Origin of the sequence: Altererythrobacter rubellus (genome assembly GCF_030284385.1) — a bacterium.
Lineage (GTDB): Bacteria > Pseudomonadota > Alphaproteobacteria > Sphingomonadales > Sphingomonadaceae > Erythrobacter > Erythrobacter rubellus.
In genome coordinates this window covers 781,608-795,182 of sequence record NZ_CP127221.1, presented here as the reverse complement: position 1 = coordinate 795,182, position 13,575 = coordinate 781,608, and the positions used below count along the sequence as shown (strand labels likewise).

Annotated in this window: 15 protein-coding genes and 1 tRNA gene; 11 read left to right on the top strand and 5 right to left on the bottom strand. The window is 56.9% G+C overall.

Annotated features, from left to right (window positions below; translation table 11 throughout):
- Window positions 1-51 precede the first annotated feature (51 nt).
- The gene (locus QQX03_RS03975) at window positions 52-450 is read right to left on the bottom strand and encodes an acyl-CoA thioesterase (protein WP_285976579.1); all 399 of its coding nucleotides are present in this window, start codon (window positions 448-450) and stop codon (window positions 52-54) included.
- Window positions 451-567: 117 nt separating this feature from the next.
- Between QQX03_RS03975 and leuC the strand changes: the two genes are divergently transcribed.
- From leuC to QQX03_RS03925, 10 genes are all read left to right on the top strand, one after another.
- Window positions 568-1,998: a 3-isopropylmalate dehydratase large subunit gene (gene leuC, locus QQX03_RS03970; RefSeq protein ID WP_285976578.1), complete on the top strand. Its 1,431-nt coding sequence runs from the start codon at window positions 568-570 to the stop codon at window positions 1,996-1,998.
- An 81-nt stretch (window positions 1,999-2,079) separates the two neighbouring features.
- A complete protein-coding gene (locus QQX03_RS03965) occupies window positions 2,080-3,153 on the top strand; it encodes a zinc ribbon domain-containing protein (protein WP_285976577.1) in 1,074 nt (357 codons plus the stop codon).
- A 55-nt stretch (window positions 3,154-3,208) separates the two neighbouring features.
- Complete coding sequence (locus tag QQX03_RS03960; RefSeq protein WP_285976576.1) at window positions 3,209-3,355, top strand: isopropylmalate isomerase; 147 nt, start codon at window positions 3,209-3,211, stop codon at window positions 3,353-3,355.
- A 29-nt stretch (window positions 3,356-3,384) separates the two neighbouring features.
- The gene (locus QQX03_RS03955; protein ID WP_285976575.1) at window positions 3,385-4,224 is read left to right on the top strand and encodes an N-acyl homoserine lactonase family protein; all 840 of its coding nucleotides are present in this window, start codon (window positions 3,385-3,387) and stop codon (window positions 4,222-4,224) included.
- Window positions 4,224-4,826, top strand: a complete 603-nt coding sequence (gene leuD, locus QQX03_RS03950) for a 3-isopropylmalate dehydratase small subunit (RefSeq protein ID WP_285976574.1) — start codon at window positions 4,224-4,226, stop codon at window positions 4,824-4,826. The genes QQX03_RS03955 and leuD overlap by 1 nt, the downstream gene beginning before the upstream one ends.
- A complete protein-coding gene (locus QQX03_RS03945; protein WP_285976573.1) occupies window positions 4,823-5,821 on the top strand; it encodes an NADPH:quinone oxidoreductase family protein in 999 nt (332 codons plus the stop codon). Before leuD ends, QQX03_RS03945 begins: the two co-directional genes overlap by 4 nt.
- A 68-nt stretch (window positions 5,822-5,889) precedes the next feature.
- Window positions 5,890-6,213 (top strand): DUF1476 domain-containing protein, encoded by a 324-nt coding sequence (locus tag QQX03_RS03940; RefSeq protein ID WP_285976572.1) that lies wholly within the window; start codon window positions 5,890-5,892, stop codon window positions 6,211-6,213.
- A gap of 4 nt (window positions 6,214-6,217) precedes the next feature.
- Entirely contained in the window at window positions 6,218-6,457 is a 240-nt protein-coding gene (locus tag QQX03_RS03935; RefSeq protein WP_285976571.1) for a BolA family transcriptional regulator, read from the top strand.
- A 32-nt stretch (window positions 6,458-6,489) separates the two neighbouring features.
- On the top strand, window positions 6,490-6,822 hold the full coding sequence (gene grxD, locus QQX03_RS03930) for a Grx4 family monothiol glutaredoxin (protein WP_285976570.1): 333 nt from the start codon (window positions 6,490-6,492) through the stop codon (window positions 6,820-6,822).
- Between the two features lie 291 nt (window positions 6,823-7,113).
- Complete coding sequence (locus QQX03_RS03925; RefSeq protein WP_285976569.1) at window positions 7,114-7,896, top strand: NUDIX hydrolase; 783 nt, start codon at window positions 7,114-7,116, stop codon at window positions 7,894-7,896.
- A 28-nt stretch (window positions 7,897-7,924) separates the two neighbouring features.
- Here the strand turns inward: QQX03_RS03925 and QQX03_RS03920 are convergent.
- A tRNA-Arg gene (locus QQX03_RS03920) sits at window positions 7,925-8,001 on the bottom strand.
- Between the two features lie 61 nt (window positions 8,002-8,062).
- Between QQX03_RS03920 and QQX03_RS03915 the strand changes: the two genes are divergently transcribed.
- The gene (locus QQX03_RS03915) at window positions 8,063-8,809 is read left to right on the top strand and encodes a queuosine precursor transporter (RefSeq protein WP_285976568.1); all 747 of its coding nucleotides are present in this window, start codon (window positions 8,063-8,065) and stop codon (window positions 8,807-8,809) included.
- A gap of 3 nt (window positions 8,810-8,812) precedes the next feature.
- Here the strand turns inward: QQX03_RS03915 and QQX03_RS03910 are convergent, their stop codons facing one another.
- Genes QQX03_RS03910 through virB11 form a run of 3 tightly spaced genes read right to left on the bottom strand, consistent with a single transcriptional unit; the run spans window position 8,813 to window position 13,572 of the window.
- Entirely contained in the window at window positions 8,813-10,378 is a 1,566-nt protein-coding gene (locus tag QQX03_RS03910) for a Ppx/GppA family phosphatase (protein WP_285976567.1), read from the bottom strand.
- Window positions 10,375-12,528, bottom strand: coding sequence for an RNA degradosome polyphosphate kinase (locus tag QQX03_RS03905; RefSeq protein WP_285976566.1), 2,154 nt, complete (start codon window positions 12,526-12,528; stop codon window positions 10,375-10,377). The genes QQX03_RS03910 and QQX03_RS03905 overlap by 4 nt, the downstream gene beginning before the upstream one ends.
- 42 nt (window positions 12,529-12,570) lie before the next feature.
- Window positions 12,571-13,572 carry a P-type DNA transfer ATPase VirB11 gene (gene virB11 / locus QQX03_RS03900; protein ID WP_285976950.1) on the bottom strand — a complete coding sequence of 334 codons (1,002 nt, stop codon included), beginning with the start codon at window positions 13,570-13,572 and terminating at the stop codon, window positions 12,571-12,573.
- Window positions 13,573-13,575: the final 3 nt, after the last annotated feature.

Genomic DNA, 13,575 nt, shown 5'->3' with positions numbered 1-13,575 from the left:
TGCGCGAAGGGAGAGATACCGGATACGACACGATAGGCGCCGTATAGGGCATTACACTTCAGGAAAAAAGAACTCACGCAAGTGATCGCCAATCTTGGCCGGGCGCAAGGTCTTCGCATCGATGCAGCACCAGCTTGATTGCACTTCAGCCAGCACTTCCTCGCCGCGGCTGATCACAGTCTTGTAGAACGCCCGTGCGCCCTGAAAATGCTCCAGCACAGTTTGCGCAATCACATCATCCTCGAGGAACGCTGGTTTGCGATAGGTGATCTCGTGCTTGAGCGCGACCCATGCCTTGCTCGCCACATCATCGGCAGGTGCCAGCTTGTTCCAATGCGCTAACACAGCATCTTGCACCCAGTTGAGATAGCGGGCGTTGTTCACATGCCCCATGAAGTCGATATCTTCCGGGAGGACTTTGATCGGAAATCTAAATGGCGTTGCTGACATCTGTGTAAGTTAAGCACGAATAGTTTGCTTTTCCATGACTGAAGCAATCGTGGTCTCTAATCAGCTTGCCAGTGTTGCGCGAAGGCCGCTAATCCGGTCTGATCAGAGGATAACCCAATGGCCAGCAAACCCCGCACATTATACGAAAAGATCTGGGATACCCACGTTGTCGAGACACGCGATGATGGAACATCGCTGATCTATATCGACCGGCATCTGGTGCATGAAGTCACCAGCCCGCAAGCGTTTGAAGCGCTGCGACTGCAGGGACGCAAAGTGCGCCGACCTGATCTGACGCTGGCTGTGCCGGACCACAACCTGCCCACTACGCCGCGGGTCGATGCAGGCGGTAAGCGCATTCCCATCGCTGATCCTATGAGCGCGCAACAGCTTGAGGCTCTTGAAGCCAATGCACCCGCATTCGGCATCCGTTACATCGATGCCACGGCCGCTGCTCAGGGAATTGTGCATGTTGTCGGGCCGGAACAAGGCTTCTCTCTGCCCGGCACAACCATTGTTTGCGGCGACTCGCACACCGCCAGCCACGGCGGGATTGGCGCGCTGGCCTTTGGCATCGGCACCAGCGAAGTCGAACATGTTCTGGCGACGCAAACGCTGCAGCTGAAGCGCTCCAAATCGATGGAGGTGCGGGTTGAAGGCGAACTTGGCGAAGGGGTGACCGCGAAGGACTTGATCCTGCATATCATCGGCACAATCGGCGCAGCCGGTGGCACAGGCTACGTGATCGAATATCGCGGTCCTGTGTTCGAACAAATGAGTGTCGAAGAGCGCCTGACCGTCTGCAATATGAGCATTGAAGCGGGTGCGCGCGCTGGCTTGATTGCGCCGGATGAAACTGTGTTCCGCTATCTCAAAGGCCGCCCTCTTGCACCCAAGGGCGATGAATGGGACGAAGCGGTCGCTTACTGGAAAACGCTGCATAGCGATGAAGGGGCGAGTTTCGACAAGTCGGTCACTATCGATGCGCGCGACATTGAACCTACGGTAACCTGGGGCACCAGCCCCGAAGACACTGTCGCGATTGGCGGCGTAGTGCCTGATCCCGCCAGTTTTGCTGACCCGTCGAAGCAGCAAGCAGCAGCCAAGAGCCTGGAGTATATGGGACTTACGCCGGGGCAGCGCATCGAGGATATTGCGGTCGAGAATATCTTCATTGGCAGCTGCACCAACAGCCGGATCGAGGATCTGCGCGCTGCCGCCCACATCCTCCAAGGCCGCAAGAAGGCAGACAACGTCAAATGGGCCATAGTTGTGCCGGGATCTGGCCTCGTAAAAGCCATGGCGGAAGACGAAGGTCTGGACCGGATTTTCAAGGATGCAGGATTTGAATGGCGCGAACCGGGCTGCTCAGCGTGCCTGGGCATGAACCCGGACAAAGTACCGCCGGGCGAACGATGTGCGTCGACCTCCAACCGTAATTTTGTCGGTCGACAAGGCCCGGGGGCCCGCACTCACCTCGTTTCACCAGCGATGGCTGCCGCAGCAGCCGTTGCCGGACACCTCGCCGATGTGCGACAGTTCGCTTGAGTGAATTGCCCAAACATTTAAGGATTGGGTTTCCACCTACGGTAATGTCGGCGTCTGGAAAGGATCAATGAGATGGATGTGATGAAGGGAATTCGGGTCCCCGAACGGCTCTATAAGGGCGTCCTTTGGCTCGTTTCGATTGTGTTCGCCGCATTCCTGGTCGGTTTCGGCAATCTGATCATTGGCGATCTTCCTCAAGTCGAAACCCGTGTTGAGCGTAGCGATTTCGTTGAGACACCTGAAGTTATTCAACTTCGCAGCGAGATGCGTGCAATCAATGATGATCGCGCAACGGTCAGCGACCGGCTTGATCTTCTGCGTATCCAGCAACGACAAGCCGAGTCGGAAACTGCATCTGCAAAACAGACGTTCGAAGCCTGGATACAAACACGCAGAGCAACAACCGATCCCACTCAGGATCCAGAGGTCATTCGCCGAACCAGAGAGCTGGAACAGCTCCAGCAGAATGAACGCTCTGTAGGCAATTCGGTCAGCGCACTCGAAACCGAACTGACAGAGCTTGATCAAAGATCGAATGCGGTTTTCGACCGGCTATCCACCGCGGAACTTAGCGGCATTCCCGCATATGAGAGAGCACAATTCTGGCAGGAATTGCGCATCTTTGCTCTAAGATTGCTGATTACGCTGCCGATGCTGGCCTTTGCCGCCTGGCTGGTAGCGAAGCGCCGGAAGGGTGAATACTGGCCAATTTCGCGCGGCTTTGTACTTGCATCAATCTTTGTCTTCTTCGTCGAGCTTGTGCCCTACCTGCCCAGTTATGGTGGCTACGTTCGTTATGGCGTTGGCATAATCCTGACCTTTGCTGCCGGGCACTTCCTCATCAAAAACATGCGCCAATATCTGGCCAAGCGGCAAGAGGTGGAACAAAAGGCTGAGGATGAACGTCGCAAACTTGTGTCACACGATGACGCATTCAAGAAGATGTCTTCCAGCGTGTGTCCCGGATGCGATCGCCCGATTGCGAAAATGGAAGGAATAGAGACCAATTTTTGCGTTCATTGCGGCATGACATTGTTCGACACATGCAGCTCTTGCGACACGCGCAAGATGGCATTTTTCCGCTTTTGTATGAAATGCGGAACAGTTGCACAGGAAGAGCCGAAGGCTGAGTCATCTGCTCAAGCCCCCTCCTAGCTCTACAACCGTTTTCGCGCTTGTTAACTTCAGCCCCCAACGCCAAGAAGAAACTATGACCAAGAAATCCAAAGCCGCCATTGGCGCCGCAGCAATCGGTTCCGCAGCAATCGCCGCTGCGCTTCTTTACGCCAACAAGCGCAAAAAGAAGGAAGAGCCCAAGCCAACGGTTCCGTCAGGCGAAAAGCCCGAGACCGATTGAAAGCGCAGCTCAAAAAGGGAGAGCCGACCGTGAAACCAATAATCTTTTCGCTTGCCATGGCCACCAGCTTGGCAGCTCCGGTTAGCGCACAAGAAGCTCCTGATCTTGAGATGTGGCAGCTCGACTGCGGCACGATTGAGCTAAGCGACGCGGGCGATTTCTCTGATGCCCACCTTTATGACGGTGAGGAGCGCACGCTGGTCGTCAATTGCTATCTGATCCGGAACGCCGATCAGTACATGTTGTGGGATGCAGGCCTGTCGAAGGACCTGATCGGCATCAGTTACACAGAAGGCGCTTTCACAGTTTCAATGAAACGATCGCTGGTCGATCAGTTGGCTGAACTCACGCTGAGCCCCGAGGACATAAACCTTGCTGCAGTAAGCCATTATCATTTTGACCACACGAGCCAGCTTGCCGATTTCCCCGATGCAACGCTCTTGATCGGCGCTGCTGATTGGGATGTGGTGAAGGCAGCACAGGAACCCAATCAGTTGGTCGATCCACGTCCTTTCACGCCATGGCTGGGCGAAGATACAGCGCCGGTTACAGCGATTGCACAAGACCACGATGTTTTCGGTGACGGATCGGTCTTGATCAAGGCAACGCCGGGCCACACACCGGGCCACGCCAGTTTGCTGGTCCGCCTTCCCGAGAAAGGTGACGTCTTGCTGACCGGGGATCTTTATCACTTCGAAGAACAGGTAACGAACCGCGGGGTACCCCAGTTTAACACCAATCGCGCGGACACACTCGCTTCGATGGCGCGTTTCGACGCAATAGCCAAGTCGCTTGATGCAACGGTGATCATCCAGCATGACTCGCGTCACCTTGATCGGCTCCCGACCTTCCCGGAGTCAGCCAAATAATGGAAAAAGTACGCGAAATCGAAGGCCGCGCTTACCCGTATGGGGCTAAAAACGTCGATACGGACGTCATCATTCCGGCTGAATGGCTCAAGACCATCACGCGAGAGGGATTGGGCAAAGGCGCATTTGAAAGCGTGCGTGCGCAGCCGGACAATGTGTTCGATGACGAACGCTACGCCGGCTCACCCATCCTTATGGCGGGCGACAATTTCGGCTGCGGATCCAGCCGCGAACACGCGGCCTGGGCGCTGGGCGACCTGGGCATCAAGGCGGTCATCGCGCCGAGTTTTTCCGACATATTCTCAGGCAATGCGTTCAAGAACGGCATCCTGACCGTTGTGCTGCCACAAGAGGCGGTGGACCGCCTGCTGGAAGTGGCAGAGACGGACGAGATCACAATCGATCTGGAAAGCCAGACCGTGACCACGCGATTTCAGGATCGCTTCACATTCGAAATCGACCCTTTCCGCAAGCAATGTCTGATGGAAGGGCTGGACGAGATCGGGCTAACGCTGGCGCGCGATGCGGCCATTGCAAATTACGAACAACGCCGGGGTCAAGAGATGCCCTGGATCGAGAGAGGGACACAAGTCACATCATGAAGGCACTACGTACGCACCAAATTGGCGGCCCGGAAACGCTCACGCTGGACGAAGTCGAGGTCCCTACCCCGGGCAAGGGCGAAGTGCTGGTTGATGTAAAGGCTTGCGCGATCAACTATCCCGACACGTTGATGATCCGCGACATGTACCAGTTCAAGCCAGAGCGTCCGTACTCTCCGGGTGGCGAGATCGCGGGCGTGATCGAAGCAGTGGGCGAAGGCGTGGAAGGCTATGCCGTGGGCGACAAGGTCATGGCCGGGATTGGTAATGGCGGACTGGCAGAGAAGGTTATCGTCCCCGCTGGCCGCATGTTTCCGATCCCAGATGGCGTGGCATTCGAAAAGGCAGCCAGCCTGCTGATGACTTACGGCACGACGATCCACGGTTTGAAGGATCGCGGACACATCAAGGAAGGCGACACCGTGCTGGTGCTTGGTGCGGCAGGCGGCGTTGGCCTGTCAGCCGTAGAACTTTCCAAGGCTTTTGGTGCGCGCGTAGTAGCGGCGGTATCCTCTGAAGAAAAAGGCGAGGTCGCCAAGCGCGCAGGTGCAGACGAGGTCGTGATCTATCCCAAAGGCGAGATGGACAAGGACGCGTCAAAGGCGCTCGCCAATGCGTTCAAGGCGGCTTGCGGCCCGGAAGGTGCCGACATCGTCTATGACATTGTTGGCGGGCAATATTCCGAGCCTGCGCTGCGTTCGATCGCTTGGGAAGGAAAGTTCCTGGTGGTCGGCTTCCCGGCAGGAATCGCCAAGATGCCGCTCAACCTGACGCTGTTGAAAAGCTGTGACATTGCGGGTGTCTTCTGGGGCGCGTTCACCGCACGCGAACCGGTGAAGTTCCGCCAGCAAGTGGAAGAGCTGTTCCAAATGATGAAGGACGGGAAGATAGACCCGCTGGTGTCAGAAACATTCCCGCTGGAGCGCGGCGGTGACGCAATTGCGAAACTTGAAAACCGGCAAGCCGTCGGCAAGCTTGTAGTGACGATGGACTAAAGCGCCTTGCCGCATGCGGCGGTGAACCCTATTTCGCTTTTAGAGACAATCCCGAGGGGACTGACACAATGACCGATTTCAAAGACCGCGAGCGCGCAGAAGAAGCCAAGTTCGCGATGGACGAGGACACCGCGTTCCGCGTGGCCGCACGCCGCAACCGCTTGCTGGGTGAGTGGGCAGCGTGCCTGATGGGCCTGACCGAAGAAGAAACCGATGCCTATAAGAAGGCAGTAGTGCAAGCTGACTTCGAAGAAGCGGGCGACGAAGATGTAATCCGCAAGGTTCTGGGCGATCTGACCGCAGCAGAGAGTGATGTCAGCGAAGCCGACATCCGTGCCAAGCTGGATGAATGTTCGGTCGAAGCACGCCGCCAACTCATGAGTGAGAGCTGATCACATGCCGATGTCGGCATCCGAAATCACTAGCATGATCACTGCCGCGCTTCCCGGCGCGGTGGTGGAGATGACTGATCTTGCCGGAGACAATGACCATTGGGCAGCCAAGGTTACCGCTCCGCAATTCGCAGGCAAGAACCGCGTCCAGCAACACAAGATGGTCTACGAAGCCTTGGGTGGCCGTATGGGCGGAGTTCTGCATGCCTTGCAACTGACGACCGCAATTCCCACTTCGGATTGAGCAAGAATTTCAACTTTCAGGTTTTAGCCACCATGTCTGACACTGACGTACGCATTTCCACTCTCGTGAATGACAACGATGTTGTCCTGTTCATGAAAGGCACCCCCCTGTTCCCGCAATGCGGCTTTTCCAGCCGCGCCGTGGCCATTCTGGATCACTGCGGCGTTGCCTATGAAGGCGTGGATGTGTTGCAGGACATGGAAATCCGTCAGGGGATCAAAGCCTTCTCTGACTGGCCAACCATACCGCAGCTCTACGTAAAAGGTGAATTCCTTGGCGGTAGCGACATCATGATGGAAATGTTCGAAGCAGGCGAATTGCAGCAACTGCTGGATGAAAAGCAGGTGGCGAAAGCAGACAGCTAAAGCCAGACCCAATCGACCAGGACAAAAAGAAAGCCGCCCCGGGGTACCAGTGGGGCGGCTTTCTTTGTTTCGGGGAAGCGGGCCAGGGAGACTGCGGCACTGCCTCATTCACGAAGACTAACTCGTATGCCAATTACTATGCATCGAGCATGCCAGTTTCACGGATTGGACCTTTTCCGCGTCTTGCGATGGTTGCCAATTCCTTACCCGACCCTCGAGTGTTAGAATTTCCGACAGCTTGGCGATTTTGCTGGGTGGCAATTGCTTGCCGCTATGCGCATAAGATTGCCGATGAACACACCTGACACCCAAGCGCCTGACGCCATTCCTGCTGCAACCGTCATAATTTTTCGCAACGGACCGGACGATGGCCCGCCCGAGATCCTGATGACGATCCGCAGTCGCGAAATGGTGTTTGCCGGCGGCATGGCCGTGTTCCCCGGTGGCCGGGTCGACCCGGCCGACTTTGAGCTTGGGGCGATGATGGGCGGGTCGCTCGAGCCAGATGAAGCCGCGCATCAGATAGCGGTGGTTCGCGAAACTCTGGAAGAGACCGGCCTTGTTATCGGCCTTTCCGGTGATATCGACGCCAGCAAAGCGCAGGCAGCCCGGCACTTCCTTCAGGAAACCGGTGAGCTTGCGCCAGTGCTTGACCACTTCGGCTGGGAACTCGATCTCGATCAGTTAACGCCCTTTGCCCGATGGTATCCCAAGAACGAGCGTATTCCGCGCGTCTATGACACGCGGTTTTACCTTGCGAATCTGGGAACCGGGGCGGTCGATATTGCTGCTGACCTTTCTGAGAATACGCATCTATTCTGGGTATCTGCGAAGGGAGCCCTGGAGGCTGCCGAGAAGGGTGACATCAAGGTCATCTTTCCGACTCGCCGCAACCTGGAACGGCTTGCACTTTTCAGCACTTTCGAAGAGGCCAAGGCTCAAGCTGAGGCGATCCCCGTGCGCACAATCACGCCGTTCATGGAAGACTTGGAAGGCAAAACGTGGCTCCAGATCGGTGAAGATCTCGGCTATCCTGTGACAGGAGAGCCGTTGGACAGCGTCATGCGGGGCTAGCCTCGCCCAGCCGGTGTGTGTTGAAAACTGGCGCGCCCGGCAGGACTCGAACCTGCTGCCTCAAGATTAGAAGTCTCGCGCTCTATCCAGATGAGCTACGGGCGCGCGCCGAAACTGCCATTAGCGTGCTTTGCAGCGGGTTCAAATGGCGTTAGGTCTTTCGCCCATGGAAAAATCGCCTCAACGCGTCACTAGCGACTCCGCCCCACAAGCATTCCGCTATTATGACCTGGTCATGGCGGCGTTTGTCGCGATCCTGCTGCTGTCCAACCTGATCGGCGCCAGTAAACCGAGCTACATCACTCTACCCGGCGGCGAATCATGGATCTTTGGCGCAGGTGTGCTGTTCTTTCCGATAAGCTACATTATCGGCGATGTTTTGACCGAGGTCTACGGCTATGCTCGGGCGCGCCGCGTAATCTGGACCGGGTTTGCCGCATTGCTGTTCATGGCGTTCATGGCGTGGGTGGTTGTCTCCCTGCCCCCGGCAGATGGCTGGCCATTCCAGAGCGACTACGAGAATGTGTTCGGCAATAGCTGGCGCATTGTGCTTGCCTCTATGACCGCATTCTGGGTTGGCGAGTTCGCCAATTCCTATGTGCTTGCAAAGATGAAGGTCTGGACGGAGGGGCGATTCTTGTGGATGCGCACCATCGGGTCGACCGTGGTCGGGCAAGGGCTCGACAGCATGATCTTCTATCCATTGGCGTTCTGGGGCCTCGCTGGCTGGCCGCCTGAGACGCTTGTCCAGGTCGTAATCTCGCAATGGATCATTAAAACGCTGTGGGAAGCTTTGCTTACCCCGTTCACTTACATCGTGATTAACCGGTTGAAAGCGGCGGAGGGCGTCGATCTATACGATACGCAAACGGACTTCTCCCCGTTCGCAAGCAGCGGAAAACGCGATGACTAGCGGCTATTGAACGGCTTCGAACCAGTCATCTTCCACCGCAGTTTCCCAAACTGTGCCGTCAGGCACAATCTCGACCTCCGGTTCCAGTTGCAGGCGCTCTGCCAACAGCTTCAGGTCTTTCTCAACCGGTATGCCATAAAGATCACGATGGCTTTCCTGCAGCCGCAAAACCAGCCTGTCTTCATCTCGCAAGAGACGGCTGACTTGCAGTGATTTGGGTGAGCGGGCACCAATTCTTCGCGCAAGGCGGATCCCAAGTCCCCAGCAGATTGCTTCTTCGAGCGCCTCGCGCGAAGCAAGAAGCATAAGCTGCTTTGGCAGATCGAGCTGGTTACCGTTTGCCGCCAACGTTGCCGCCATCATCGCGCGCCCTTCCGCGTCGACCGCAAGCCAGCGCTTGTGCAATGCCCAGTCGATTGCCAGCGGAACGCGCAGGTTAGGTTCAATCTGCATACCGGCCAGAGCCAGCATTGTTGCAGAAAGGCGCAGCCGTTCGCTGCCGGAATCGCCGGTCGGCACGGCTTCCGATGCCCAGCCCGCAATCCGGGTCGCCAATTGAGGTGGTGCGCCGCGCGACGCCGCAAAGTGCGACACCCCGGCCAATAGTGGATCCTGCGCACGCATGTGTTCAGCAAGGCGTGAATAGATCAGCCCTTCGCGAAGTCCCCAGGATGAGAAAACGACCGTCTCTGGCTTGAGTGTTCGCAGGAGTGCTTGCAACAGCACCGCTGCGTGCGGAAGGATTTCCGAGCGCATCGCCGTGATACGTGGAACCCGCTTGAGGTTGTCCGGATCCTCTTGCGCCAGCTTTCGGGCCAGGGCCAGCACCTGTTGCCGGCTCAGCTCAAGTGCGTGCGGGTCAGTCAAAGGAAACTTGCGCATTTCCATCGCGTAGACAGCCATCGCGCGCCAGGTACCACCAACCAGATACAGCGGGGAATTGATGCGCTTGCTCCACCCGCCGTCTTTCAGCTTGCCGGCCAGGCGTTGCCGCATAGCCACGACCCCGTTGTCGCTGTCTTCGCGATATTCACGCAGCCGCAAAGTACCAAGCGGGAATGTGGTGGCACCCTCGCTTGCTCCGCCAGCAACGCGGATCAGTTCAAGACTGCCCCCGCCCAGATCGGCAACCACTCCTTCGGCTCCGGGAAATGCCCCTATCACCCCCTGGGCGCTGACCTCAGCCTCTTCTTCGCCAGCCAGAAGCTTGGGCGCAAAACCAAGCGCCCGCACTTCTTCCAGAAACTCCGGCCCGTTTTCAGCATCACGCGAAGCTGCTGTCGCTACCGTTTCGACATCGTCGACACCCAAATCTTCAAGAAGCAGGGCAAAACGTTTTAGCCCGCGCATAGCCAGGTCAATCGAATCCTGCGCCAACCGTCCGGTCGCTTTGATTTCGCGCCCCAGCTGCGCAGCAACCTTTTCGTTCAACAGCGTAACCGGCGCCCGCATAGTCCCGCCATAAACAACCAATCGAACAGTATTGGACCCGATGTCGATAATTGCACGCTCTGCCGCATTGCCCGAGAAGCTGCCCGCCCGGTCGCTGCGCCGCCGCGTCGAACTCATGCGTCGCGCCCCTTGCGCAAGGAAAGCTTTGGTACTGCGTCCGGATCCAGCGCATCACCCCGGCCCGACAAAGAAGGGTTGGTCATGAAGTAATGGTGACAGTTGAAGGGTTTATCAGGGGTTTCGGCTCGCAGATATTCGCCGTCTTCGCGCAGCCACCAGCTTTGTTCGCTATCAAGAACATTGGCAAGCAACACCTGTTGCAGAACCTGATCATGCACGGTGCGGTTTCTGATCGGGATTAGGGCCTCGACACGTCGATCAAGATTACGTTCCATTAAATCAGCTGAGGAAATGTAGACTTTTGCATTGCTGCTTGGCATCGCATGTCCATTGGCGAACGCGTAAATTCGTCCATGCTCCAGAAAGCGTCCGATGATCGATTTGACGCGGATGTTATCGCTGACCCCGGCAACGCCAGGGCGCAAACAACAAATACCGCGCACGATCAGCTCTATCTCGACACCGGCCTGGCTCGCTTCATAGAGCTTGGCGATCATGTCCTGATCAGTGATCTGATTGCATTTCCCCCAAATCGCTGCTGGCTTCCCCGCGAGTGCGTTTGCAATCTCTGCATCAATCAATCCGTACAGATGATCGCGCAAATGGATGGGTGATATGACCAGCGCTTCTGTACTGCGCGGTTCAACATAGCCGCTTACAAAGTTGAAAAGCTTTGCCGCATCGCGGCTGAATTCCGGTTCAGCGGTAAAGAAGCTGAGGTCGGTATAGGTGCGGGTGGTAACCGGGTGATAATTACCCGTTCCAAAGTGGCAATAAGTGCGGAACCCATCTTCCTCGCGCCGCACGACCATCGCAACCTTCGCGTGTGTTTTCCAGTCGACGAAGCCGTAAATCACCTGGACCCCGGCGCGCTCCAGCTTGCTCGCCCACATCAGGTTTTGCTCTTCATCAAATCGCGCTTTGATCTCAACCACCGCGGTAACCGATTTGCCTTCTTCTGCAGCAGCTATGAGCGCGCTGATAATGGCCGACTGGTTGCCTGCACGATAGAGTGTTTGCTTGATCGCCACGACATCCGGATCTGCCGCGGCCTGCCGGATGAAGTCCACCACCACTTCAAAGCTTTCATAAGGGTGGTGGATGACGATGTCTTTCTCGCGGATGGCAGCGAAACAGTCACCATCGTGTTCCCGAATGCGTTCAGGATAACGAGGGTTATAGCTTTCGAATTTGAGATCGCGCCGGTCCGCGGCCACAATCTCGCTCAATGAACTCATCCCGATAATACCATCGGTCCTCATTACCATCGCATCGGACACGCCCAATTGTTCGAGCAGGACCTGCTCGGCAACGGGATCGAAATCCTCTTCCAGTTCGAGTTGGATCACACGCCCTCTGCGCCGGCGCTGGATTGCGCTGCGGAATGTGCGGACAAGGTCTTCGGCTTCTTCCTCGATCTCTATGTCGCTGTCACGCAGCACACGGAACAACCCGTCGCCTTCGATCGTAAAACCGGGAAATACATGATCGGCGAAACGGCAAATCAGGCTAGCGACAGAGATAAACAACGCATCGTCGCCCGGAACCTGCACAAATCGAGGCAAAGCAGGCGGGATCAAGACCATTTCGATAACTTGCTCATCATCTGCTTGCCGTGTGAGCGTGAAGAGAAGGCCCAAGCCGCCATTGGTGACAAATGGAAACGGATGGGCCGGATCCAGCGCCTGCGGTGTGAGAACCGGCATAATTTCCTCGAGGAAGTATGTCTCGAGCCAATCAATTGCATCGGGCGAGATGCGGTGCTCGTCAGCCACATGGATGCCGTTGGCGGACAATTGCTCATGCAGCTCTCGCCAGGTCTTCTCCTGAGTGAGCGAAAGCCGCACGACCCGCTCTCTAACCGCGGCAAGCTGCTGCGATGGCGTGCTGCCATCAATCGACAGGCGTTCAATCCCGCGCTGCACCTGTCCCGCAAGGCCGGCAACGCGGATCATCACGAATTCATCAAGATTGCTTCCGGAGATCGCCAGGAACCGAAGGCGTTCCAGCAGCGGATAGTTCGGATTGCTCGCTTCTGCGAGAACGCGCTCGTTAAACGCCAGCCAGCTCAGTTCCCTGTTGAAATAGAGATCGCCGCTGGTCGCCGCGGGACGGCTTTGTTGTAGATTGACCGGTTCGCTGCCCATGGTGGTCTGTTCTAACTCCCGCACGATACATTGTCGAAGGATTCAGATAAGCGAGCTGCTATCAGCAATTTCCGTAATCCCGCGCTTGCCGGTCCCATCGCGGCCAAGCTGAACAATCACATCAATTACAGAAGCTGCGTAGGCAATCGTATCGCTGCGCGTAAGGCCGATACCGGTCTGCATGACCATTAGCGACAATTGTTCCAACGCACCGCGCAGACTGTTGGCGTGGATCGTAGAAAAGCTGCCCGGGTGACCAGTGTTGATAGCACGCAGGAAACTTACGCTTTCCTGGCCACGTAGCTCGCCCAAGACGATCCGGTCCGGGCGCAATCGCAGCGCGGCTTGCAACAATTCGTTGGCGGACACCTTGGCTTCACCCAGTTCGCCCTTCACAGCGACAAGCCCGACACCGTTCTCTCCCGGCAGTTTCAGTTCCGGTGTATCCTCCACCAGAACCACGCGTTCATCGCGCGGGATTTCCTTCAACATGGCGTTGAGGAAAGTCGTCTTGCCTGTGCTTGTGCCGCCTGAGATCAGAATTGTTCGCCTTTGGCGGATCGCTTCACGGAGATAGGCGATTGGCTCAGCTTGCGGGTCAGGCATTTGCGGGGGCACAGGTTTGGAAAGCGGTCCGGCATCATAGGCGTCTAGCGGTAAATCGAGCCGGCGATGACGGCGGATCGCCATCGTCCAGTGCTTACGCGCCGCCGGCGGACCGCAAAACTGGATACGCGCGCCATCCGGCAATGTTGCGCCCAGCAATGGGTGTTCGCGGTTGATCCCCTGGTGGCTTACCCGCGCAACCTGCTCCGCAAGCCGCTGAACAAGCGCATCATCGATGTCAGGCGTTTCGACCCGCTTCATTCCGGGATCTGTGGCATCTTCGATCCATACTTCGCCCGGGCGATTGACCATAATCTCGGTTATTGTGTCGCGATCCAACCATTGCCGGAACGGCGCCAAATACGCCTCCAGATACACACTGTGCTCACCCGCAGGCGCCTTAACGTCATTCGGCAAAGGATGGACTTCAGCGGACATCGT

Excerpts from the sequence above, each read along its gene's own strand:
- leuC (WP_285976578.1), top strand. The coding sequence starts at position 568 with ATGGCCAGCAAACCCCGCACATTATACGAAAAGATCTGGGATACCCAC.
- QQX03_RS03915 (WP_285976568.1), top strand. The coding sequence starts at position 8,063 with ATGGAAAAATCGCCTCAACGCGTCACTAGCGACTCCGCCCCACAAGCA.
- virB11 (WP_285976950.1), bottom strand. The coding sequence starts at position 13,572 with ATGTCCGCTGAAGTCCATCCTTTGCCGAATGACGTTAAGGCGCCTGCG.
- leuD (WP_285976574.1), top strand. The coding sequence starts at position 4,224 with ATGGAAAAAGTACGCGAAATCGAAGGCCGCGCTTACCCGTATGGGGCT.
- QQX03_RS03935 (WP_285976571.1), top strand. The coding sequence starts at position 6,218 with ATGCCGATGTCGGCATCCGAAATCACTAGCATGATCACTGCCGCGCTT.
- QQX03_RS03975 (WP_285976579.1), bottom strand. The coding sequence starts at position 450 with ATGTCAGCAACGCCATTTAGATTTCCGATCAAAGTCCTCCCGGAAGAT.
- QQX03_RS03925 (WP_285976569.1), top strand. The coding sequence starts at position 7,114 with ATGAACACACCTGACACCCAAGCGCCTGACGCCATTCCTGCTGCAACC.
- QQX03_RS03910 (WP_285976567.1), bottom strand. The coding sequence starts at position 10,378 with ATGAGTTCGACGCGGCGGCGCAGCGACCGGGCGGGCAGCTTCTCGGGC.
- QQX03_RS03940 (WP_285976572.1), top strand. The coding sequence starts at position 5,890 with ATGACCGATTTCAAAGACCGCGAGCGCGCAGAAGAAGCCAAGTTCGCG.
- QQX03_RS03945 (WP_285976573.1), top strand. The coding sequence starts at position 4,823 with ATGAAGGCACTACGTACGCACCAAATTGGCGGCCCGGAAACGCTCACG.
- QQX03_RS03905 (WP_285976566.1), bottom strand. The coding sequence starts at position 12,528 with ATGGGCAGCGAACCGGTCAATCTACAACAAAGCCGTCCCGCGGCGACC.
- QQX03_RS03965 (WP_285976577.1), top strand. The coding sequence starts at position 2,080 with ATGAAGGGAATTCGGGTCCCCGAACGGCTCTATAAGGGCGTCCTTTGG.
- grxD (WP_285976570.1), top strand. The coding sequence starts at position 6,490 with ATGTCTGACACTGACGTACGCATTTCCACTCTCGTGAATGACAACGAT.
- QQX03_RS03960 (WP_285976576.1), top strand. The coding sequence starts at position 3,209 with ATGACCAAGAAATCCAAAGCCGCCATTGGCGCCGCAGCAATCGGTTCC.